At 64.0% G+C, this 21,679-nt stretch carries 25 protein-coding genes; 12 read left to right on the top strand and 13 right to left on the bottom strand.

Going from position 1 to position 21,679, the window contains the following annotated elements; all coding sequences use genetic code 11:
• Nucleotides 1–68 precede the first annotated feature (68 nt).
• From H1S03_RS04980 to H1S03_RS04960, 5 genes are all read left to right on the top strand, one after another.
• The gene (locus tag H1S03_RS04980) at nt 69–443 is read left to right on the top strand and encodes a rhodanese-like domain-containing protein (RefSeq protein ID WP_185803430.1); all 375 of its coding nucleotides are present in this window, start codon (nt 69–71) and stop codon (nt 441–443) included.
• The gene (locus tag H1S03_RS04975) at nt 440–826 is read left to right on the top strand and encodes a rhodanese-like domain-containing protein (protein ID WP_185803429.1); all 387 of its coding nucleotides are present in this window, start codon (nt 440–442) and stop codon (nt 824–826) included. Before H1S03_RS04980 ends, H1S03_RS04975 begins: the two co-directional genes overlap by 4 nt.
• Nucleotides 827–866: 40 nt before the next feature.
• A complete protein-coding gene (locus H1S03_RS04970; RefSeq protein ID WP_283811454.1) occupies nt 867–2,000 on the top strand; it encodes an acyl-CoA dehydrogenase family protein in 1,134 nt (377 codons plus the stop codon).
• 75 nt (nt 2,001–2,075) lie between these two features.
• On the top strand, nt 2,076–2,939 hold the full coding sequence (locus tag H1S03_RS04965) for a DUF1206 domain-containing protein (protein WP_185803428.1): 864 nt from the start codon (nt 2,076–2,078) through the stop codon (nt 2,937–2,939).
• Nucleotides 2,940–2,996: 57 nt separating this feature from the next.
• Nucleotides 2,997–3,767 carry an SDR family NAD(P)-dependent oxidoreductase gene (locus tag H1S03_RS04960; RefSeq protein ID WP_185803427.1) on the top strand — a complete coding sequence of 257 codons (771 nt, stop codon included), beginning with the start codon at nt 2,997–2,999 and terminating at the stop codon, nt 3,765–3,767.
• Nucleotides 3,768–3,834: 67 nt separating this feature from the next.
• Here H1S03_RS04960 and rpsD read toward each other — a convergent pair whose 3' ends face one another.
• On the bottom strand, nt 3,835–4,455 hold the full coding sequence (rpsD, locus tag H1S03_RS04955; RefSeq protein ID WP_166188693.1) for a 30S ribosomal protein S4: 621 nt from the start codon (nt 4,453–4,455) through the stop codon (nt 3,835–3,837).
• Nucleotides 4,456–4,707: 252 nt separating this feature from the next.
• Between rpsD and rlmJ the strand changes: the two genes are divergently transcribed.
• From rlmJ to H1S03_RS04935, 4 genes are all read left to right on the top strand, one after another.
• Complete coding sequence (rlmJ, locus tag H1S03_RS04950; protein ID WP_166188691.1) at nt 4,708–5,442, top strand: 23S rRNA (adenine(2030)-N(6))-methyltransferase RlmJ; 735 nt, start codon at nt 4,708–4,710, stop codon at nt 5,440–5,442.
• Between the two features lie 39 nt (nt 5,443–5,481).
• Nucleotides 5,482–6,168, top strand: coding sequence for an SDR family NAD(P)-dependent oxidoreductase (locus H1S03_RS04945; RefSeq protein ID WP_185803426.1), 687 nt, complete (start codon nt 5,482–5,484; stop codon nt 6,166–6,168).
• Nucleotides 6,165–7,697, top strand: coding sequence for a cryptochrome/photolyase family protein (locus H1S03_RS04940; RefSeq protein WP_185803425.1), 1,533 nt, complete (start codon nt 6,165–6,167; stop codon nt 7,695–7,697). The genes H1S03_RS04945 and H1S03_RS04940 overlap by 4 nt, the downstream gene beginning before the upstream one ends.
• Nucleotides 7,698–7,760: 63 nt before the next feature.
• A complete protein-coding gene (locus tag H1S03_RS04935; RefSeq protein ID WP_185803424.1) occupies nt 7,761–9,020 on the top strand; it encodes an SAM-dependent methyltransferase in 1,260 nt (419 codons plus the stop codon).
• Here the strand turns inward: H1S03_RS04935 and H1S03_RS04930 are convergent.
• Entirely contained in the window at nt 9,010–9,696 is a 687-nt protein-coding gene (locus H1S03_RS04930; protein WP_185803423.1) for a COQ9 family protein, read from the bottom strand. The two genes, H1S03_RS04935 and H1S03_RS04930, sit on opposite strands and share 11 nt — an antisense overlap.
• Nucleotides 9,697–9,832: 136 nt before the next feature.
• On the opposite strand from H1S03_RS04930, the gene rpsU reads away from it, so the two are divergent.
• Together rpsU and H1S03_RS04920 are read left to right on the top strand one after the other, a co-directional pair.
• Nucleotides 9,833–10,039 (top strand): 30S ribosomal protein S21, encoded by a 207-nt coding sequence (gene rpsU / locus H1S03_RS04925; protein ID WP_166188682.1) that lies wholly within the window; start codon nt 9,833–9,835, stop codon nt 10,037–10,039.
• Nucleotides 10,040–10,144: 105 nt separating this feature from the next.
• Nucleotides 10,145–10,912, top strand: a complete 768-nt coding sequence (locus H1S03_RS04920; RefSeq protein WP_221892598.1) for a metallophosphoesterase family protein — start codon at nt 10,145–10,147, stop codon at nt 10,910–10,912.
• 15 nt (nt 10,913–10,927) lie between these two features.
• Here the strand turns inward: H1S03_RS04920 and H1S03_RS04915 are convergent, their stop codons facing one another.
• Genes H1S03_RS04915 through H1S03_RS04895 form a run of 5 tightly spaced genes read right to left on the bottom strand, consistent with a single transcriptional unit; the run spans nt 10,928 to nt 14,757 of the window.
• Nucleotides 10,928–11,074 (bottom strand): aa3-type cytochrome c oxidase subunit IV, encoded by a 147-nt coding sequence (locus H1S03_RS04915; protein ID WP_166188680.1) that lies wholly within the window; start codon nt 11,072–11,074, stop codon nt 10,928–10,930.
• A gap of 55 nt (nt 11,075–11,129) precedes the next feature.
• Entirely contained in the window at nt 11,130–11,576 is a 447-nt protein-coding gene (locus H1S03_RS04910; protein WP_166188678.1) for a DUF6173 family protein, read from the bottom strand.
• Nucleotides 11,555–12,589: an MBL fold metallo-hydrolase gene (locus tag H1S03_RS04905; RefSeq protein ID WP_166188676.1), complete on the bottom strand. Its 1,035-nt coding sequence runs from the start codon at nt 12,587–12,589 to the stop codon at nt 11,555–11,557. The genes H1S03_RS04910 and H1S03_RS04905 overlap by 22 nt, the downstream gene beginning before the upstream one ends.
• A complete protein-coding gene (locus H1S03_RS04900) occupies nt 12,582–13,034 on the bottom strand; it encodes a hypothetical protein (protein WP_185803422.1) in 453 nt (150 codons plus the stop codon). Before H1S03_RS04900 ends, H1S03_RS04905 begins: the two co-directional genes overlap by 8 nt.
• A gap of 10 nt (nt 13,035–13,044) precedes the next feature.
• On the bottom strand, nt 13,045–14,757 hold the full coding sequence (locus H1S03_RS04895; RefSeq protein WP_185803421.1) for an acyl-CoA dehydrogenase: 1,713 nt from the start codon (nt 14,755–14,757) through the stop codon (nt 13,045–13,047).
• Nucleotides 14,758–14,794: 37 nt separating this feature from the next.
• Here H1S03_RS04895 and H1S03_RS04890 point away from each other — a divergent pair, with 37 nt between their 5' ends.
• Nucleotides 14,795–15,775, top strand: a complete 981-nt coding sequence (locus tag H1S03_RS04890) for an L-threonylcarbamoyladenylate synthase (protein ID WP_185803420.1) — start codon at nt 14,795–14,797, stop codon at nt 15,773–15,775.
• A gap of 18 nt (nt 15,776–15,793) precedes the next feature.
• Here H1S03_RS04890 and H1S03_RS04885 read toward each other — a convergent pair whose 3' ends face one another.
• The 6 genes from H1S03_RS04885 to H1S03_RS04860 all read right to left on the bottom strand — a co-directional run bounded on the left by H1S03_RS04885 (nt 15,794) and on the right by H1S03_RS04860 (nt 21,613).
• Entirely contained in the window at nt 15,794–16,375 is a 582-nt protein-coding gene (locus H1S03_RS04885; RefSeq protein ID WP_185803419.1) for a hypothetical protein, read from the bottom strand.
• A complete protein-coding gene (locus H1S03_RS04880) occupies nt 16,372–17,904 on the bottom strand; it encodes an ATP-dependent DNA helicase (protein WP_185803418.1) in 1,533 nt (510 codons plus the stop codon). Before H1S03_RS04880 ends, H1S03_RS04885 begins: the two co-directional genes overlap by 4 nt.
• Nucleotides 17,905–17,951: 47 nt before the next feature.
• The gene (gene dprA, locus H1S03_RS04875; RefSeq protein ID WP_430700874.1) at nt 17,952–19,067 is read right to left on the bottom strand and encodes a DNA-processing protein DprA; all 1,116 of its coding nucleotides are present in this window, start codon (nt 19,065–19,067) and stop codon (nt 17,952–17,954) included.
• 73 nt (nt 19,068–19,140) lie between these two features.
• On the bottom strand, nt 19,141–19,767 hold the full coding sequence (gene plsY / locus H1S03_RS04870) for a glycerol-3-phosphate 1-O-acyltransferase PlsY (RefSeq protein ID WP_185803417.1): 627 nt from the start codon (nt 19,765–19,767) through the stop codon (nt 19,141–19,143).
• Complete coding sequence (gene pyrC / locus H1S03_RS04865; protein WP_185803416.1) at nt 19,764–21,059, bottom strand: dihydroorotase; 1,296 nt, start codon at nt 21,057–21,059, stop codon at nt 19,764–19,766. Before pyrC ends, plsY begins: the two co-directional genes overlap by 4 nt.
• Complete coding sequence (locus H1S03_RS04860) at nt 21,056–21,613, bottom strand: hypothetical protein (protein WP_166188658.1); 558 nt, start codon at nt 21,611–21,613, stop codon at nt 21,056–21,058. Before H1S03_RS04860 ends, pyrC begins: the two co-directional genes overlap by 4 nt.
• Nucleotides 21,614–21,679 lie beyond the last annotated feature (66 nt).

Here is a 21,679-nt window from a genome sequence, read left to right as displayed (position 1 = left end):
CCCGCCGGGTCGCACGCACCGGATTATCAGCGGCGATCACGGCCCGCATTTGAAAGGACGAACTCGATATGACAAGCCTCAAGGACCGCGTTTCCTCCGCCAAGGCGGACGTGCCCACCATCAGCGTTGCGGATGCAATGGAGCTTCACGGTCGCGACGACGTGACCTTCGTCGATGTGCGCGAACCGCCCGAAACCGCACAGGGCACCATCGCAGGGGCCGAGGCGATCCCGCGTGGAACGCTGGAATTCGCGGTGGATCAGAGCGCGCCCTCGGCCAAGGCCGCCTTCGCGGACCCATCGAAAACCTATGTATTCTACTGCGCCAGCGGCGGTCGCGCCGCATTGGCCGCCCAGACCGCGAAATCCATGGGGCTGGACGATGCGCGCGCCATGGAAAACGGCTTCGGCGAATGGAAGGAAAACGGCGGGCCGACACAATGAGCATCCGTCCTGTTGCAGACATGGTGGCCGAGGCCAACAGCCAGGTCGCCCACATGCCCGCCACCGATGCGCTCTCGCTGCACGGCCAGGCCGGTGTCACCTTCGTCGATCTACGCGACCCGCGTGAGTTGAGCCGCGACGGCATGATCCCCGACGCCTTTCACGCCACGCGCGGAATGCTGGAATTCTGGATCGACCCGGCCTCCCCCTATGCAAAGGAGGCCTTCCAGACCGGCAACCGCTTCGTGTTCTATTGCGCGTCGGGCTGGCGATCCGCGCTGGCGGCCAAGGCGGCGCAGGATATGGGGCTCGAAAACGTCTCCCATATCGAGGATGGTTTCGCAGGCTGGAAAAAAGCAGGTGGACCGATCGCGCAGCGATGATACCCGACTATTCGAACGCCTTCTTCCCTGACCACAGGACATAAAAATGCTGACCGACGACCAGACCATGATCCGCGACACCGCCCGCGCCTTTGCCCGCGACCGCCTTGCCCCCGGTGCCATGGCCCGTGAGGCAGCGGCGGAGATCGAGCCGCAAGTGCGGGCGGAGCTGGGAGAACTGGGCTTCCTCGGCATGACCATAGCCGAGGAATGGGGCGGCGTCGGGGCCGATTACGTCAGCTATGCCTTGGCGTTGGAGGAAATCGCGAAGGGCGACGGCGCGGTGTCCACCATGGTCAGCGTGCACAACGCGCCGTTCCTCGCCATCCTCGACCGCTTCGCCAGCGACGCGCAAAAGGAATCGTGGCTGAAGCCCGCCGCGCGCGGGGCGCATATCGGCTGTTTCGCTTTGACGGAGAGCCACGCAGGCTCCGACGCCTCCGCCCTGCGCACGCGGGCCGTGAAGCATAACGACCGCTACGTGGTGAACGGTGCCAAGCAATTCATCTCCTCCGCCCGGATCGGTGGGGCGACGATCATCTTTGCCGTCACGGATCCGGAGGCCGGAAAGCGCGGGCTGTCGGCCTTCTACGTCGCGAACGACACCCCCGGCTTTCTGGTCGCGAAGGTCGAGGAGAAGCTGGGCCAAAGGGCATCTGACACCTGTGCCCTGACCTTCGACGACATGGAAATCCCCTTCGAGAACCGGATCGGGGAGGAGGGCGAGGGCTACCGCATCGCGCTGTCCTCACTCGAAACCGGGCGGATCGGCATCGCGGCGCAGGCGGTGGGCATGGCACAGGCAGCCTTCGACGCGGCGCTGAGCTATGCGCGGGAACGGCAGAGCTTTGGCAAGGCGATCTTTGACCATCAGGCGGTGCAATTCCGACTGGCCGATATGGAAACGCAGATCGAGGCCGGGCGCCAATTGGTGCTGAACGCCGCGCGGATGAAGGATGCGGGCACGCCCTGCCTGCGTGAGGCCGCCATGGCCAAGCTCTTCACCTCCGAGATGGCGGAAAACGTCTGCTCCGCCGCGATCCAAACTCTGGGCGGTTATGGGTATCTCAGCGAATATGGCATCGAGAAGATCTACCGCGATGTACGGGTCTGCCAGATCTACGAAGGCACCTCGGATATCCAGAAAATGCTGATTGCGCGCCAGATGTCCTGACACGTCGTTTGGACCGGCTTGGAACTCTGCACGCTTCTGTCGGGTTATACTGCCAATTCTGACAGGAGCGATGTGATGAGCAAGGACGATCTGAGTTGGTCCATTCCCGTAATGCGTGCCGGATATGCGGGGCGGGGGATCGTCTACCTCGTGGTTGCGGGGGTCTCGCTCTATACCTTGTGGGCGCGCGGGCACGCTGCGGGCACGTCTGAGGCGCTTTCCTCGATCCGCGACAGCGCATGGGGCATTCCGGTTCTGGTGTTGATCGCGCTCGGTATGCTGGCCTATGCGGTCTGGCGTGTCGTGGATGCGACCTACGATCTGGAGGATTACGGCACCGATGCGAAGGGGATCATCGCGCGGACAGGAATGCTCGTCACCGGAACGCTGCATCTGACGATCGGAATTCTGGCGGTCATCGCCCTGTTCAAACTCAGCGACGGCGGCAGCGGTTCCGGGCTGTCGGCCGCGGTGTCCGGGGTCATGGCCCTGCCAGCCGGGCGGGCACTGGTTGCCCTTGCCGGATTGGTGACGATCGGGGCGGGGCTCTATTATCTGCACAAGGCGTGGAAGCGTAAGTACAGGGAGGTGCTCGCCTCCAACCACTTCACCCGCAACTGGGATCCGATGCTGCGGGCCGGCGTCGCGGCGCAGGGGGTTATCGTCACCCTGATCGGTGGCTTCATCACCTATGCCGGCCTGACCGCCGATCCGCAAAAGGCCGGTGGCGTCGGTGAAGCATTCTCATGGCTGCATGAGCAAGCCTACGGCCAGATTCTGGTGATCGCGGTATGTATCGGGCTGCTCGGCTTCGCGCTGTTCTGCTTCGTGAACGCCACCCATCGCATCATTCCAAAGGTCACGGGCAACGATATCGAGAGTCTGGCGAAACAGTTCGGCGACCAGGCCAAAAGAGGCGCGAAAACTGCTACAGGTTAGGCTGGACTTCCCCCTTGGGGTGTGGACAATCCCCCTCAAAATGAAGGGGAGACCACTATGAAACTGGACAATTCAATCGCCGCCGTCGTTACCGGGGGCGCCTCCGGTCTGGGGGAGGCCACGGCACGTGCGCTGGCTGAGCAGGGCGTGCGCGTCGCCATTCTGGATCGGGATGAGGAGCGCGGTCAAAAGGTCGCCGGCGATATCGGCGGCACCTTCGTCGCCGTGGACGTGTCCGACGCCGCCAGCGTGACCGCCGCGTTGAAAAACGCCCGCGATGCCCATGGGCAGGAGCGGATTTGCATCAACTGCGCGGGCATCGCCTGGGCGATCAAGACCGTAGACCGCGACGGCAAGTCCCACGATCCCGATGCCTTCGCGAAGACGATCGCGGTCAACCTGATGGGCAGCTTCAACGTCGCCAGCCAGTCGGCTGCGGGCATGATACAGGCCGATCCGATTACAGCGGACGGTGAGCGTGGCCTGATCGTCAACACGGCTTCCGTTGCGGCATTCGAGGGGCAGATCGGACAGGTCGCCTATTCCGCATCCAAGGGCGGCATCGTCGGCATGACCCTGCCCATGGCACGCGATCTGTCGCGGTCCGGCATCCGGGTCAATGCCATCGCACCCGGCCTGTTCCTGACCCCGATGTTGGAGAGCCTGCCGCAGGAGGCGCAGGATTCGCTGGGCGCACAGGTGCCGTTCCCGGCCCGCTTGGGCAAACCATCGGAATATGCGGCACTGGTCGCGCATATGGCGCAGAATTCCATGTTGAACGGCGAAGTCGTGCGGCTGGACGGCGCGATCCGCATGGCGCCGCGCTGATCCCCTGAAACGAAAATGGCCGTGCCCCCTGCGGGACACGGCCATCGAAATCGCAAGACTGCGAAGATCAGTTCTTCGCGTAGTATTCCACGACCAGGTTCGGTTCCATCTGAACCGCATAGGGCACATCACCCAGCGAGGGCTTGCGCACGAACACGGCGGACAGCTTGGAGTTGTCGCAGTCGAGATATTCGGGGGTGTCACGCTCGGACGAACCCATCGCTTCCATGACGAGTGCCAGCTGGCGCGACTTCTCGCGGATTTGCACGACGTCGCCTTCCTTGACGCGGTAGGAAGCGATGTTGACCCGCTTGCCGTTCACGGTGACATGGCCGTGGTTGACGAACTGGCGTGCGGCGAAGACGGTCGGAACCCACTTCGCGCGGTACACGATGGCATCCAGACGGCTTTCCAGCAGGCCGATCAGGTTCTCACCGGTGTCGCCGCGCAGACGCTCTGCCTCGGCATAGATGCGGCGGAATTGCTTTTCGGTCAGGTCGCCGTAATAGCCCTTCAATTTCTGCTTGGCGCGCAGCTGAAGGCCGAAATCGGACAGCTTGCCCTTGCGGCGCTGGCCGTGCTGGCCGGGGCCGTATTCACGGCGGTTCACCGGGGACTTCGGACGACCCCAGATGTTTTCGCCCATGCGGCGGTCGAGCTTGTACTTGGCAGACGTGCGTTTGGTCACGATCTGGTTCCTTTCTGTGGCGCGGATGCGCGATGTGAAAGGTGCTTTCCTCTCCCGTCCATCTTGCGAAACACGGGCGACAGGGTTCCTCTTGCGAGGACCACAAACACCAAGGCCCAGACGGCGTTCGCCAATCCGGGATGGGCGGGTTATACGGACGCGAACGGTGGAGTCAACCGGACCCTGCCGGGGCTGCGCTGAATCCGCCCGCTCGCGCTGTGTGACCTGACATCCGGATAACTGGAGATTGCGATGCTGAGCTACCAACATGCCTATCACGCCGGCGGCCCTGCGGACGTGCACAAGCATGTGGCCCTGGCTCGCGTGCTGCGCGCGCTGACGGCGAAACCTCGCCCCCTGACCTATATGGAGACGCATTCCGGCCGCGGCCTCTACGATCTGGCCAGCGCCGAGAGCCGCAAGACAGGTGAGGCAGCGGAGGGGATCGCCTTGACCGATCTGGCGGGCGAACCCTTTGCCGAGACGCTGGAACTGGTGCGCGACCTGAACGGTCCGACGGCCTATCCCGGCTCCCCGTGGCTTGCCGCGTCGATGCTGCGCGATCAGGATCAGATGCATCTGATGGAACTGCACCCCGCCGAACATGCGGCGCTGTGCGACGTGCTGCCCGGTGCGGCGATCCAGCGATGTGACGGCTATCAGGGCGTGATGGACCTGTCGCCCCCCGAACCGCGCGCGGGCATGGTGCTGATCGACCCGTCCTACGAGGTGAAGACAGAATATGCGCAGGCGGGGGCGTTCATGCGCAACCTGCTGCGCCGCAAATGGCCCGAGGCCTGCGTCATGGTCTGGTATCCGATCCTGCGCGCCGGGCGTCACGCCGAACTGCTGGAGGAGATCGCGCCGCTGAACCCCGTCATTCACGAGATCGCGTTCGACCTGAAGGGCGGCGCGGGCATGCTCGGCTCCGGCCTTGCGGCGGTGAACCTGCCCGCCGGTGTGGAACTGGGGCCTGCGACCGTCTGACACTTGGGCGGCGCGTTCATGCAGCCCATTTTGACTGCCATGAATTTTGACGAAAAATACGGGGGCGGACGGGCGCTGATCCTGGGGGCCAGCGGCGGCATCGGTGCCGCGCTGGCACGGCGTTTGCAGCCTGTAATGCAGGTTGAGACGCTCAGCCGATCCACCGACGGGCTGGATCTGACGGATGAGGCCAGCATCGCGGCGGCTGTGCAGGGTCTGACCCCCGGCTACCGCCTGATCTTCGACGCGACGGGCGCGCTGGAAATCGACGGACACGGGCCGGAGAAGACAATCGCCGCCATCGACCCCGCAGCCATGGCCGCACAATTCGCGCTGAACGCGACCGGTCCCGCCCTGCTGCTGAAACATCTGGTGCCGCTGCTGGCGGACGGGGGGCCCGCCCTCTTCGCCACGCTTTCGGCGCGTGTGGGGTCGATCGGGGACAACCGCGCCGGCGGCTGGATCGCCTATCGCGCGGCAAAGGCGGCGCTGAACCAGATCGTGCGCACCGCCGCGATCGAAGTATCGCGCAAGCGGCCCGAGGCGGTCGTGGTCGCCCTGCATCCCGGCACGGTGGAATCGGACCTGACCCGGAAATATCTTGGCCGCCACCCCTCCGTTCCGGCGGCGGAGGCGGCGGAGAATCTGGCGAACGCCATGGCCCGGCTGACCCCCGCCCACACCGGCGGCTTCTTCGACTGGCGCGGGGATGTCGTGCCGTGGTGAGCGCGCCGCGTTTGATCCTGATCCTTGGCGATCAACTCAGCCCCGACCTCAGCGCCCTCGATTCAGCTGACAAATCCCGTGACGTCATCGTGATGGCGGAGGTCCGTGCCGAGGGAACATATGTGCCCCACCATGCCAAGAAAATCGCGCTGATCCTCGCCGCGATGCGTCATTTCGCCGATGACCTTCGCCGCGATGGCTGGGCAGTTGCCTACACCCCGCTGGACGACCCGCACAACACGCACAGCATCGGCGGCGAATTGCTGCGCCGGGCTGAGGAACACGGCGCCAGCTCCGTGATCGCCACCACACCCGGCGAATGGCGGTTGCGCCAGCTGCTCGACGATCTGCCGCTGCCTGTGCGTCAGCATCCCGACACACGCTTCATCTGTTCCGAGACGGATTTTTCCGGGTGGGCCGAGGGGCGAAAAACCCTGCGGATGGAGTATTTCTATCGTGAGATGCGCCGCAAGACCGGCATCCTGATGGATGGCGATCACCCCGAGGGCGGCAAGTGGAACTACGACCACGACAACCGCAAACCGGCCAGGGCGGATCTGTTCATGCCCCAACCCCTGCACCACCAGTACGATGAGGTCGTGACGCAGGTCCTGGCGCTGGTGGAGCGTGAGTACCCGGATACTTTCGGCACGCTCCACCCGTTCTGGTTCGCCACCACCCGCGCCGGGGCCGAGGCCGCGCGCGACTGGTTCATGGCGGAGGCCCTGCCCCGCTTCGGCGATTATCAGGACGCGATGCTGGAGGGGGAGAAGTTCCTCTATCACTCGATCCTCAGCCCGTATCTGAACATCGGCCTGCTCGATCCCCTGGACCTGTGCCAGCGGGCGGAGGCGGAGTATCGTGCGGGCCGCGCCCCCCTGAACGCGGTCGAGGGCTATATCCGCCAGATCCTTGGCTGGCGCGAATTCGTCAGAGGCGTCTATTTCCACGAAGGACCGGACTATGCCGCCCGCAACGCCCTGAACGCGAATCGCGACCTGCCATGGTTCTACTGGTCGGGCGAGACGGACATGGCCTGCATGAAATCCGCCATCGGCCAGACCATTGAGGACGCCTATGCCCACCATATCCAGCGCCTGATGGTCACCGGCAATTTCGCCCTGCTCGCCGGGCTGGACCCGCAACAGGTGCATGAATGGTATCTGGCGGTCTATGCCGATGCCTTCGAATGGGTCGAAGCACCAAACACCGTCGGCATGGTCCTGTTCGCGGATGGCGGCATCGTGGGGTCCAAGCCCTATGCCGCATCCGGCGCTTACATCAATCGCATGTCCGACCATTGCAAGGGATGCGCCTATTCCGTCTCACGCAAGTCGGGTGAGGGTTGCTGCCCGTTCAACCCGCTCTACTGGGATTTCCTGCTGCGCCACCGCGACCGGTTCGCGCGTAATCCGCGCATGGCGCAGATGTACCGCACCTGGGACCGGATGGATGAGGGCAAGCGTGATGAAAGCCGGGCCAGTGCCACCGACCTTCTGGCCAGACTGGACGCAGGTCAACGAATCTGAGGGTGGACCAGACAAAGGTTTCAGATACTCTGCCGGGACATTGGTCTGTAACGGAGGTCCGCCATGCTCGGCATACTTCACAAGCTCGTCGATGACGTGGTCCGCACGCAAGCCTTGCGGGTAACCGACGCGCACGGAAAAACCCACCTGTTCGGCACGGAACGCTCCGATATCCCGACCCCGCACGTCCGGGTCAATGCGCGGGCGGAACGCAACATCGCGCTCGACCCCTCGCTCAAGCTGGCTGAGGCCTATATGGATGGCGATCTGGAGATGTTGGAGGGCGACATCTACGATCTGTTGCGCGCGGTGCTGTGCGATGTCGCGCGGGTCGAGGAAATGCACCCCCGACTCAACGCATTGCTGCGCGTCCGTGGCGCGATGTACCGGATGCTGGATCGCAACGGCCTGACGCGCGCCCGGCAGAACGTCGCGCATCACTACGATCTTTCAACGGAACTGTACGAGTTGTTTCTGGATGAGGACCGGCAATATTCCTGCGCCTATTTCCCGACATCCGACACCGATCTGGACACCGCGCAAACGCTCAAGAAACGTCACATCGCCGCCAAGATGCATCTGAACCGCGAAGGGCTGGAGGTGCTCGACATCGGGTGCGGTTGGGGTGGCATGGCGCGGTATCTGGCCGGAACGGCGGGCGCGCGGGTCAAGGGCGTCACTCTTTCGACCGAACAGCATGCCTATGCCACCGCCCGCAGTGCCGAACTGGGCTATGGCGACCGGACGGAGTATGAGTTGAAGGATTATCGCACCTTGCAGCGTGATTTCGACCGGATCGTCTCCGTCGGGATGTTCGAGCATGTGGGCAAGAGTCAATACGACACCTTTTTCAATAAGGTGGCGGAGCTGTTGCGCCCCGATGGCGTCATGCTGCTGCACACCATCGGCAACGCCGCCCCCCCCGCGCCGACGGCACCGTTCATCCGCAAGTACATCTTTCCCGGCGGATATATCCCGACCCTCGATCAGATCGCGGCCGCGGCGCAACGCGCGGGGCTATACATGACCGATGTCGAAAACCTGCGCCTGCACTACGCGATGACCCTGCGCAACTGGCGTCAGCGGTTCCTGGCACGCTGGGACGACGCCGCCCGTCTGTATGATGAGCGGTTCTGCCGGATGTGGGATTTCTATCTCGCCGCGTCCGAGGCCGCGTTTCGCTGGCGCGGCCAAGTCGTCTATCAGGTGCAACTCACCCACCAGCGGGACGCCGTACCCCTGACACGCGATTACATTGCGCAGGCCGAGGCACGGCTGGCAGAGGCGGAGGAGCGCCTCGAACCGCAACGCATCACCGGTTGAACCGTCCGGGCATCGCACGCGGAACGGGCGGGCGGACCCGGCTCAACAAACGCCCCGGCCCGATGTCGAAGGCCCGGGCCAGCGGCGTCTGACGCAGGCGGGCTTTGGTCTTTTCAACCCACATCACATCCGCGATGCGCCGGTCCAGAAACTCCCGCGTTGCGCTGTGATCCGGGCTCGTGTCGCCCAGCCAGTACAGCACCGTCGAGGAATAGACGGCGGACAGGGTCGCACGCTTCGTGTACCAGTTGTAATCATCGGCACTGTCGCCCAGCCCGGTCCAGATCGTGTCTGCCGTGTTCCAGATCGCGCGTGAACCATCGACGGCGTGATTGGGCAGCGCGAACAGCGTGGCCCCCCGGCGCACGGCTTCCTTTTGTCCGTCCACCAGTTCCAGCCGATGCCAGACGGCCTGCGTGATCCTCGCCGTCATGCCGCCCTGTAATTCGGGCAGCCATTCCGCCAACATCCGGTCGCCGCGATAATGAAACGCCAGCGCCAGATCGACGGGGCCGCGCGGGAACAGCGCATCGGCCAATGCCGGCTCCACCCCCGAATCGGCAATCGCGCGGCGCATCGTTTCCTGCGACCAGCCGTCAAACGGGACATGGACCATGGCCGCGTCCAGAACCGCATCCCGGGCCAGATCGTGACGTTCCGCCATGTTTTCGGTCATATCGTCCTCCTGCTTGCATGTCTCGGTCCCCGCGAAGGCCTGCGAAGGCCCGTGAAGGGTAGACAAGACGTCGTTGCGGGTCTATCTAGCGCATTCCTGCAATTTCGCAATTTTACTAGGAAGGTGGTGACTACAAGTGCAGGTACAGGTTCGCGACAACAACGTCGATCAGGCCCTCCGCGCCCTGAAGAAAAAGCTTCAGCGTGAAGGTGTGTTTCGGGAAATGAAGCTCAAGCAACATTACGAGAAACCGTCGATCAAGCGAGCACGTGAGAAGGCCGAGGCCGTCCGCCGTGCGCGCAAGCTGGCTCGTAAAAAGGCTCAGCGCGAAGGCATGCTCTGATACGATGAAAGCAACCGGTCGGTGCCACCCGACTGTTGTCATTCAGGCCCTCGCACCTCACGGTGCGGGGGCTTTTCATTTTGGTTCTGACTGTTGGGAACGATCATGCACACGGACGGTATCCGCATCTATGCCATAGGCGATGTTCACGGCATGTTGGACAACCTGAGGGAGGTCCACGACTGGATCGAGCGCGACCGCGCGCAACATCCGGGGCGCGAGGTGCGGATCATCCATCTGGGCGACTATACCGACCGTGGGCCGGACAGTCGCGGCGTCATCGACTATCTGATCGCCAGCCAGGGCGAGGAACGTATCGACCTGATGGGCAACCACGACCGGATGTTCCTGCGCTACGCGACCCATCCCGATTGGCAGGATCCCAAGCTGTATCGCGAGAAGGGTTATCACTACCTGCATCCGCGCATCGGCGGCGGGGAAACCCTGATGAGCTACGGTGTGGACGTGCCCCCCGGCGTTCTGGGGCTGGAGCGTGCGGCGGAATTTCACGAGGCCGCAGCGCAGGCGATCCCGCAGGCGCATCTGGATTACGTGGCCGGCCTATCGCTGCAACATCGGATCGGCGATTATCTGTTCGTCCACGCAGGAATTGATCCGACCCGCCCGCCGCAGGACCAGACCGTCGAGGATCTGCTGTGGATTCGCGAGGGCTGGATGGACTGGCAGGGAACGCTGCCGTTTACCGTGGTGCATGGCCACACGGTGGTGGACGATCCCGAACATCACGGCTACCGCATCGCGATCGACACCGGCGCCGTGTTCGGTGACAGGCTGACCTGTCTGGTGCTGGACGGCGATCAGGCCGGCATCCTGACCGGCCACAATATCCGGCCACTGCTGCCGCGCGGCTAGGCCCGGCGGCAACGATTACGTGCGGAAAATCGCGAGGAAGATCAGGACCGCGATGCACGCGATTGTGAGCCGGGTTCCGAATGTCAGAAATCCGGCGAAGGTCTTCTCCTGCGCGGTGATGTCCATCGTGCCATGCTCGTGCGGTTCGTGATGATCGGCCATGTTCTTCCCCTTAGAATGCTGTTCGTTTCATACACCATGCGGTGCGCCGCGCAAGTCAGCCCTTGCCCTCCAGATCGGCGGCCAGCTTGAACCCGATGCGCTGCGCGGGGCTTTTCAATCTGGGCGCGGCGGTCAGCATGACGCTCAACTGGCTGACATGCTGGATCAACTGACGTTTGTTGCCCCCGGCATCGGTGCCGTAGAATGTGATGATGTCCGGCGCGAAATAGCCCATTCCCTGAATGGTCAGCGTGCCGCTGTCCGATCCGACAAACCCCAAGCCAACCTCATGCTCGGCGTCGAGCAATTCCTCGAACTTCTGGATATAGTTGATGATCCGCTCATAGGCCCACTGGGCGGGCGACTTTCCCGCATCCGCCTTCAGCGCGTTTGGGCGGTCGCAGTTTTCAGCGACCTCCTGCCCCTCGATATGAACCGCGTGGGCGAGCACGGCATTCTCCGCCGCCTCTGCGGTCGTGTTTACCTTGCCGTCCAGATCCATGCTCCATCCTCCGCCAGTTCGCGCGTGACCGCCCCATTATGCCAGAGGTGGTTCAGGTGGGCCACGGTCTCAGCCAGGGCCAGACCGAAAGTCGCGTCGTCGATGGTGCGTTTGAACAGCAGCGGGAAACATTCCGGCGCGCGACGCGGCTCCGCGACGAAGGCCAGCAGGCGCCGCAGCGCATTTTCGTGATTGTCGATCAACTGCCGCAAACGGGCCGGAACGCCGGTAAACGGCAGCTTGTGCCCCGGCAGGGCCAGATGTCGGGGTGTTGCCAGATCGCTGAGCCGCTGGCAGCTCTCGATCCACTCACCCAGCGGATCTGCGTCCGGCTCCGTCGCGTAGACCCCGATATTGGAGGAGATGCCGGGAATGATCTGATCCCCCGCCAGAATCAGGTCGCCCGACCACAGCGTCGCATGCTCCGGCGCGTGGCCGTTGCCGATATGGATGTCCCAGTCACGCCCGCCGATGCGAATCTTGTCGCCCTGCTGGATTCGGGTGAACCCGACAGGCATCGGATGGACCGAGTCGGAGAAGTTGAACGGCCGTTCGGTGCGGCGCTTGTCCAGCCGTGCGGCATCCATCCCGGCACGGGCGTAGAAGTCCAGCGTCTGCTCGGGCAGGGTTTCCTGCTCATCCAAAGTCAGCATCCGCGCAAACAACCATGCGGTGCGGGTCGTGACCAGTTCCGCCCCCCGCTGCTGGAACCAGCCGACCAGACCGACATGGTCGGGATGATGATGCGTCAGCACGACGCGGCGCACAGGCTTGCCCGCCAGCGGCCCGGACAAGAGGCGCTCCCATATCTGCCGCGCGGTGGGGGTGTCGATGCCGGCGTCCACCACCGTCCAGCCGTCACCATCGTCGAGGATGTAGATATTGACGTGGTTCAGCACCATGGGCAGCGGAAGTCGCGCCCACAGGATTCCATCGGCCACCTGCGTGACCTCGCCATGGGCGGGCGGTTCGGCATGGGGGAAATTGATGGTTACGGGAATATCATCAGGCATGAGGCTTCGCTTTCTCAATCCGCGCGGCCAGATCGTGGCTCGGGCTCTTGAACGTGTTTTCGTCGGGCATCGCACCAAGGGGGATGCCCAAGGCCCCGCCGGCATATTGGATCCGCAGGGTCGTGTTATTGCGCAGGCCTATCACATGCATGTTCGCAATGTCAGCATAGCGCAGTGTGATCCGCTTCGCGCTCACCGCATTCAGCGGCGCGATGATCGCCGCGCGCGTCGGCACGACGGGCCTGCTGTCGGAATTTTCGCGCCGGTACGACCATCCGCAAAGGACCAGCAGCGCCACGATCGGCAGCAATATCTTGGCCGCAAATCCGGCACCCTCGCCCCCGCTCGGCGGGGACGAGATCGCCAGAACCATTACGAGGCCGACCCCCGCCAGCAATCCGATCATCCGGATATGCGGGCTGTAGGGATATCGCGCCTCGATCATGGGGTCCTCCTCAAGAGGCGAGCGCCTCCGCGTCCAGGGCGTAAAGCGGCGCGGCTCCTTGCACAACCGCAGCGCACAATGCGGCGGCCTGCGGCATCAATTGCAGAATGTGGTATTGCGCCAGCGGCAGGCGGCTGTCCTGCGCCATCGCGCCGCGCAGCAGGTAATGCCCGCCCAGAACCAGTGCGAACGCCCGCAGGAACGGAACGGAGCCTGCGAATCGGTCGTTCATCTCCGCCTTGAGAAGCCAATCCATGGTCGAGGCCAATGTCTCACCCGCGTCCTGCAAGGCATCTGCCAGATCGGGGTGATCGGCGCGCGCGGCCTTCGCCGTCGCCTCGATCTCTCCAAGCAGGGCCTCACCCGCGGTGCCGCCATCCATCAGCTTGCGCCCCACCAGATCCATCGCCTGAATGCCGTTGGTGCCTTCGTAAATGCGGGTCACGCGCACGTCGCGGGCATATTGCGCCGCACCCGTTTCCTCAATATAGCCCATGCCGCCATGGACCTGGATGCCCAGATCGGCGACCTCGGACCCGACATCGGTGCCGAACGCCTTGGCGATGGGGGTCAGGAACGCACCGCGCGCCTTCCACTTGGCAGCCTCATCGCCGCTGCTGGCCCGCGCCATGTCGAGGCTGAACGCCGTGTCCAGGCAGATCGCGCGCGCAGACCCGGTCAGCGCCTTCATCTGCATCAGCATCCGGCGCACATCGGCGTGATCCAGAATCGTGTTGGTATCACTTACCATCGTGGCGCCCTGCACACGGTCCTGCGCATAGGCCAGCGCCTTTTGATAGGCAGCTTCCGCGATGCCCAGCCCCTGCACGCCGACGCCCAGACGCGCGTTGTTCATCATCGTGAACATCGCCGCCATGCCGCCATGCTCCGGCCCGACCATCCAGCCGGTCGCGCCCTCGAATTCCATGACCGCGGTGGGGGAGCCGTGCAGCCCCAGCTTATGTTCCAGGCTGATGGGTTTGAGCGTGTTTGCCACGCCCGGATTGCCGTTTTGGTCGGGCAGGAACTTGGGCACCAGAAACAGGCTGATCCCCTTGGTTCCCGGCACGCCGTCCGGCAGGCGTGCCAGCACCAGATGGCAGATATTCTCCGCCACGTCGTGATCGCCCCACGTGATATAGACCTTCTGACCCGTCACCTTGTAGGTGCCGTCGCCCTGGGGTTCCGCCTTGGATCGCAGCGCACCCACATCCGACCCGGCCTGTGGTTCGGTCAGGTTCATGGTGCCCGTCCACTCACCCGAGGTCAGCTTGGGCAGGTACAGTTCCTTGATCTCGTCCGAGGCGTGATGCTCCAACGCCTCGATCTGGCCCTGCGTCATCAGCGGGTTCAGCGCCAGCGACAGACAGGCGGAGTTCATCATCTCACCCACTGCGGTGGTCAGGATCATCGGCAGACCCATGCCGCCATGTTCCGGGTCCGCGTTCATGCCGACCCAGCCACCCTCGGCGATGGCCTTGTATGCCTCGGCAAATCCGGGCGAGGCGCGCACCACGCCGTTCTCCAACCGGGCGGGCGTCAGATCGCCGTCACGGTTGACGGGGGCCAGAACCTCGGCGGACAGTTTGCCTGCCTCCAGCAGGATTGCCTCCACCGTATCGGGGGTGGCGTCGGCAAACAGGTCGGTCTGCGCCAGCCTGTCGGCACCAATCACCTTGTCCAGAGTGAATTGCATGTCGCGGATCGGGGGGGCATAGGTCATTTAAGCAGTCCATCACTGTCAGAGTTGTAAGAAAGTTATGCAAAACATCCCGAATGAACAAGAACAACGCGGCGACACTTCGCGATACGAAACGTGTCTGCTCGCCGCAGATGACGACGGCATCGCCACCGCCGCGCGTCTGCTGGCGCAGGGGCACTGCGTCGCGTTCCCGACGGAAACGGTTTACGGTCTGGGCGCGGATGCGACGGATGGCCGCGCCGTCGCCGGCGTCTACGCCGCGAAGGGACGCCCCGCCTTCAACCCCCTGATCGCCCATGTCGCGAACATGGCAATGGCCGAGTCGCTGGTGCGGATGACCCCGCAGGCCCGGCGGCTGGCCCAGGCATTCTGGCCCGGCCCGCTCACGCTGGTCCTGCCCCGACACGGTGAGGTGTCGGACCTCGTGACCGCCGGGCTCGACACCCTGGCCGTGCGGGTGCCGGCGCACCCTGTCGCACACGCTCTGCTGACCGCAATCGGCCGTCCGGTCGCCGCGCCCAGCGCCAATCCATCGGGCCGCATCAGCCCGACGACCGCCGCGCATGTAATGGACGGCCTGTCCGGACGCATCGCCGCCGTTCTGGATGGCGGTGCCTGCGCGGTCGGGCTGGAATCCACGATCCTCGGCTTCGACGACGATATCCCGATCCTGCTGCGCCCCGGCGGGCTGGCGGTGGAGCGGATCGAGGCGCTGCTGGATCGCCCCGTGACCTTGCACGAAGGCAGCGACATCACAGCCCCCGGCCAGCTGACCTCCCACTACGCCCCGCGCGGGGCATTGCGCCTGAACGTGGTGGAGCCGGACGCGGATGAGGTGCTGCTGCGCTTCGGCGACGGCCCGTCTGAATGGTCCCTGTCCGCCAGCGGAGATCCGGTCGAGGCCGCCGCGAACCTGTTCGCGCTGCTGCGAAAGGCGGACGCCACCGCGCAACGCATCGCCGTCATGCCCATTCCGACGCAGGGTCTGGGCGCCGCGATCAATGACCGGTTGATCCGGGCGGCAGCGCCGAACCCCTGAAAATAAAAGCCTTCAAATCTATCGGACGAGGTTCACGGCCTCGTCTGGCGTGCAAATTCGCTTCATTCCCAACTTAGAGAGTGGCGTGGATTTACTCTGAAAATCTCGGGTGTTGTTCGTGACAAAAACATCCCGGTCCGCTTTAATATGTGAATATGCTGACATTACATCGCACCAAACATTCCTCCATCGGGCCAAATCCTCCGAACCTATATCCTTGGATTCTTCCCAGTTTGAAGCGATGTCCCTGGGGGCTCGTGGGACGTTAGGCGCAATAACCTCCCATATGGCATTCACGTCTCTCTTAAATAGATCGGCATCACCCACGATGAAACTGCGCCCGATATAAGTTAATCCTATCACGCAGGGCATCGGCACGATTGGCAGATCGGACCAGCCTAAATCTTCAATTTTCATTTGAAAGTGGTGAAAAGTAGAAGGGAGGCGTTTTTCGCGCGTATTCTCTGATGCAGAAGCCCCAAGCAACGCCACGTCGACACTCCCACTACGATGACTTTCAACGAGCCGCTGCAGAGAATGTGCCTGAGGTTGGTTATTTTCTGCCTCGATAACGCAGTTCCAATCTAACGTAAGCTTCACACGTTTCCCTCCGCCTCCAGCGTCAGGACCGAGGGTTCGGGATTGCGCAGATCCTCGATGCCCAGCGGTTCAGCCGGGCGGGCAAGGCGGTATTTCGTGACCCAGTGCAGGCGCGTCTCCGCCCGCGTGATCGCCACATAGGCGAGGCGTTTCCACAGCGGAATGCCCGCCTCTGACCGCCCCATCCGCGCGGCACCGTAAAGATCCGGCGCGAAGACCTGCACGTCGCTCCATTGCGAGCCTTGCGCCTTGTGAATCGTACAGGCCGCACCGTGGACGAAGGCCGCACCCATCCGGGCCGCCGAGGGGATGAACGGCTCCTCCTGATCCGGCTTTTCGATCTTGATGATGGTGGCGGCGTTCACCTGCGGCTCCTCCGCGCCCATGACGTAGAGGCGTGAGAATCCCGGCTTTCGCCCCTCGCCCATGAAAACGCATTGCGCGCCCTTGATCAGGCCCCGCGCCTCCAGATCGATGCGTTTCTTGCGGTGTTTCAGCGGCAGTTCCACGCCGTCACAGATCAACGGCTCCCCCGGCAGCAGGGCGAATTCCGGGGCCCCGTGCGCCGCGCGAAAGGCGGAGATCAGGCGGATGCGCGTGGCGTTGCGCCAGACCAGCACGGGGGAGCGGGACATCAGTTCGGCATCCACCCGCTGCGCCACCACCACGCGATCGTCGCGGGCGGCGGCCTGCTCGATCATTCGCTCGAAATCCTCGAATTGCAGGGCCGGGTCGCCAAGGGCATGCGCCAGATCCAGGATCGGACTGTCCGCCGCCTGCCGGTGCACCCGGTCGAGCATCCGCTTGCGACTGTCGGGCAGCGCGTCGAACACCATCGAGCCGGACTGGCCCACAGGTGCCAGCTGCGCCGGATCGCCGAACAGCACGAGGGTTGAGAAAATCTCCCGCAGATCGTCCATCTGCTTGTCGTCGAGCATCGAGGATTCATCGACGAAACCGATGTCCAGCGGATCGTCGCGCCGTTTCCAGCCCGTGATGAAGTCCGAACCGCGCAGCCCCGCCGCGGCCAGCGCCCCCGGCACGCTGGGTTGTTGCTGGTAAAAGGCATGGGCGCGGTCCAGCGCCTCCTCCGTCAGACCCTCGATCGTGGGGCGGTCGCCCTCACCGGCCAGCCATTCCGCGATCTTCTCGTATTCGGGATCGTAGACGGGGGTGTAGATAATGCGGTGGATGGTCGTGGCCGGAACGCCCCGGTTGCGCAGGACGCTGGCCGCCTTGTTCGTCGGGGCGAGGATGGCGAGCGTGCGTTTATCGCCACGCTTGCGGCTCTCCCAATCGCCTGAAACGGTTTCCAACCCCAGTTCGCGCAAGGATTTGACCAATTCGGCTAGCAGCAGGGTCTTGCCCGATCCGGCCTTGCCCATCACGGCCAGCACCGCTGGCTTCGCCTTTTCGACTGCGGGGGCGGTGGTGCCCTCAACCAGATCGACCCCGGCGCCGCGCAGCAGCTCGGTGATGGCGTCCCAAGCCTCGGCCTGATCGTCGGAATATTGTACGGGAAGCGTCATGCCCCGACCCTACCCACAGCGCCCGCCGCTCACCAGAGCAATTCCGGTCAGGCCAATGCGACCATGCCGCCGGGATGCCGCGCGATTGCGCCCGAAAGCTCCATGTCGATCAGCGCGGCCAGCACCTGCCCCGCCGGGCGGTCCACCTGGCGGATCAGTTCATCCTCCGCCACCGGGGCGGGGGACAGGAGCGCGATCAGCGCGTCTGCCGTCCCCTCCGCCGCGGGTTCCACCTGCCATGTCTCCTGTTCCTCCGCGAAAGCCATGAGCGTGGGCATTTCCAGCGCCTCGACCACATCGGCGGCGCTGCGGACCAGACCGGCCCCCTCACGGATCAGCCGGTTGCATCCGGCGGCGCGGGCATCGAACGGATGCCCCGGAACGGCCATGACCTCACGCCCCTGCTCCAGCGCCATGCGGGCCGTGATGAGAGAACCCGAGCGTTCCGCCGCCTCGATCAGCACGACGGTGTCGGACAGGCCCGCGATGATCCGGTTGCGGCGCGGAAAATGTTTCGCCATGGGCGCAAGGCCCGGAGGAGCCTCCGTCAGCAGGGCACCGTTCGCGGCGATCCGCTGCGCCAGATCCGCATTCTGAGCCGGGTAGATGGTCTCGATGCCACCCGCCATCACGGCGATGGTGCCGGTTTCCAGCGAAGCCTCATGCGCGGCGGTGTCGATGCCACGCGCCAGACCTGAGACGACGACGTGATTCAAGGTCCCCAGATCCTCCGCCAATGTACGTGCCATCCGCAGGCCCAGCGCGGAGGCGTTGCGCGCGCCGACCATGGCGGTGGTCGCGCGCACGGGATCGGGCATCGCGCCGCGCATCCACAACAGCATCGGCGCATCGCTCAGATGGACCAGCCGCTGTGGATAGCCGGGGCGGTCGAGCATCAGCGGTGTTGCACCCGCATCGGTCGCCTGCTCGATCTCACGCCGCACCAGATCCATGTCGACAGGGCGATACCCCTTCATCCCGCCCCGCGCGGCATGTTCCGGCAGCGCATGCAGGGCCGCGGCGGTTGAGCCGTAGGTGGCGATCAAGCGCCGGAACGTCACGGTTCCCACGCGCGGCGAGCGGGCCAGCGCGAGGTGCGTGGTCAACTCATCCTGGTCGGGCAACTCATCCGGATCAGGCCGGGGCTTAGCAAATGCAGGCAAGGCAAATCTCCTCGCGCCACTTCACCTCGATTCGGGTTAATGGGTCGTTAAGCCTATCGCGGCGAACCAGCGCTCAGGATTTCCCGATCCTTGGCTCGGTTCCCTTGGCAATCCGGCGGATGTTCGCGTGGTGCTTGACGAAGATCAGCGCGGCCAGGCACAGCGACAGCCAGATGAACGGCTCCGCCCGTGTCAGCCACAGCCAGACCGGAACCAGCGCTGCCGCGATCAGCGCCGCGAGCGAGGACATGCGGAACAACACCGCGCTGGCCAGCCAGGTGGCGCAGGCCAGCAAGCCCGCGGGCCAGTGCAAGGCCAGCATCACACCCAGGAAAGTCGCGACCCCCTTGCCGCCCTTGAAGCGCAGCCAGACCGGATAGAGATGCCCCAGAAATGCGCCCAGCGCCGCGATCTGCGCCGCGAGGTTTCCGTACATTCCATAGGCCACCGCCACCGCGACCGCGCCCTTGCCCCCATCGAGCAGCAGCGTCAGGGCCGCGGCCTTCTTGCTGCCCGTGCGCAAGACGTTCGTCGTGCCGATATTGCCCGACCCGATCTTGCGCACATCGCCCAGCCCGAGGGCGCGGGTGATGAGCAGACCGAACGGGATGGAGCCGATCAGATAAGCCGCACCCAAGATGGCGGTCAGCGCCGGCAGCGCCCGTTCCAATCCCAGAATATCCGGCAGCCAGGCGGTCATTTCCGCTCCTCCGCATAGACCTGCGTTCCGCCGACCCAGGTTGCCAGAACGCGGCCCTGCATCCGGCGCAGATCATAGGGCGTGTTTTTCGATTTCGATGCAAGCGACCAGCGGTCGAGCACGTAGGGCACGTCGGGATCGAACAGGATCAGGTCGGCCGGCGCTCCGGGGGTCAGACGCCCGCAATCCAGCCCCAGCAGCCGTGCCGGGTTCAGCGACAGCTTGGCGAAGAGTTCGGGCAGATCCAGATATCCGCCATGGACCAGTTGCAACGCGGCAGGCAGCAGGGTTTCCAGACCGACCGCACCGCTGGCCGCTTCCTCGAACGGCAGCCGTTTCGACTCCTCATCCTGGGGGGTGTGCATGGAACAGACGATGTCGATCTCACCATCCACCAGTGCGGTCAGGATGGCGAGGCGGTCTTCCTCCGCGCGCAGGGGCGGTTTGACCTTGAAGAAGGTCCTGTAGTCCGCGACGTCGAATTCGTTGAGGGTCAAATGGTGGATCGAAGTTCCGGCAGTGACAGGCAAGCCCGCCGCCCGCGCACGGCGCAGCGCCGGCAGGGCAGCCGCCGTGGTGATCTGATCCGCATGCCAGCGCACACCGGTTGCCTCGACCAGCGCCAAATCACGCTCCAGCCCCATCCGTTCCGCCAGCGGGGACACGGCGGGCAGCCCCAGTTGCGAGGCATATTGACCCGAGGTCATGCAAGCGCCGTGTGACAGCACCGGTTCCTGCGGGTGGCCGATCACCAACGCCCCCAGACCGGCGGCATAGGTCAGCGCGCGGCTCAGAACCTTGGTATCCGTGACCACGGCATCGCAATCGGTGAAGGCAACGGCGCCCGCATCGGTGAGAAAGCCGATTTCCGTCATTTCGCGCCCGGCGCGGCCCTTGGTCAGCGCGGCCATGGGCAGGACGTTGACCGGGGCGTCATCCTCGGCACGCTCGATCTGGAACCGGACCATTTCGGGCGTGTCGATGGTGGGATCGGTGTCCGGTCGGATGACGATGGTGGTAGCGCCGCCGCGCACGGCGGCACGCCCGGCGGAGCGGAAGGATTCCTTGTGCCGCTCACCGGGTTCGCAGATCTTCACCCCGATATCGACGATGCCGGGGGCCACGCATTTTCCGCGACAGTCAATGGCCTTCCCCGCGGGGAAATCCGACAATTTTATGTTTTCCGTTAGGATTTCGGCAATGCGGCCATCCTCGATGACAAGCGCGCCGAGGGTGTCGGTGCCGCTCTCAGGGTCGATCAGGCGGGCGTTGTGGAGGAGGGTTTGGGTCATGTTCGGCTCCGTGCGCGTGGTCGAGACCAAAGCCAGTCCCAAAAGCCGAGTGCCCGAAAATGATCTCGCGCCTCATCCATTCGATTGAGAACGTCCTGCCCGCCAGAAATGTACTCTTTCAGTATGTCTAAAGCCTGATCTCGTGTTCCATTCAACTTGAAACACTCATGGAAATCACGGTGCATGCGCGCCGTACTTTCGTAGTGTGCGGCAATGGGGCTTGAAAGAGACACCGGCAACTGACCGATTGTGGACAGCGCATTTTCGTAGAGACGTCTATGTGTCCTGAGATCATCGGCGAAGGGTGGAGCAGTGCCACTTTCGGTGGAGTCTGCGTTCATTGTCCGCATTATGGTGTCCCATTCCGAGGACGCGCCAAGCAACTCAAGACGCTCCCGCAATTCGATTTCGATCAGATTGAGCGCCGCGCGGTGCTGGCGGCGCTGTTCCTGATCGTGCCGCCAGTTGGCTATCATCGTGAGCAGAAATGCCACGACAAGCGAGAAGAAAGAGCTAACGAACGCGATGCCGATGCCCGCCACGATCTCGATCATTAGAACTGTCCTTTAAATCGAGAGGTAGCCCCCCTCCTCTCCTCCCCCCGCGAGCGGGGGTAGGGA

The sequence above is a fragment of the Pontivivens nitratireducens genome, assembly GCF_014235845.1.
In the GTDB taxonomy this organism is placed as follows: Bacteria; Pseudomonadota; Alphaproteobacteria; order Rhodobacterales; family Rhodobacteraceae; genus Pontivivens; species Pontivivens nitratireducens.
Note: the sequence above shows the minus strand (reverse complement) of the source record. Positions and strands in the feature narration are given on the sequence as shown.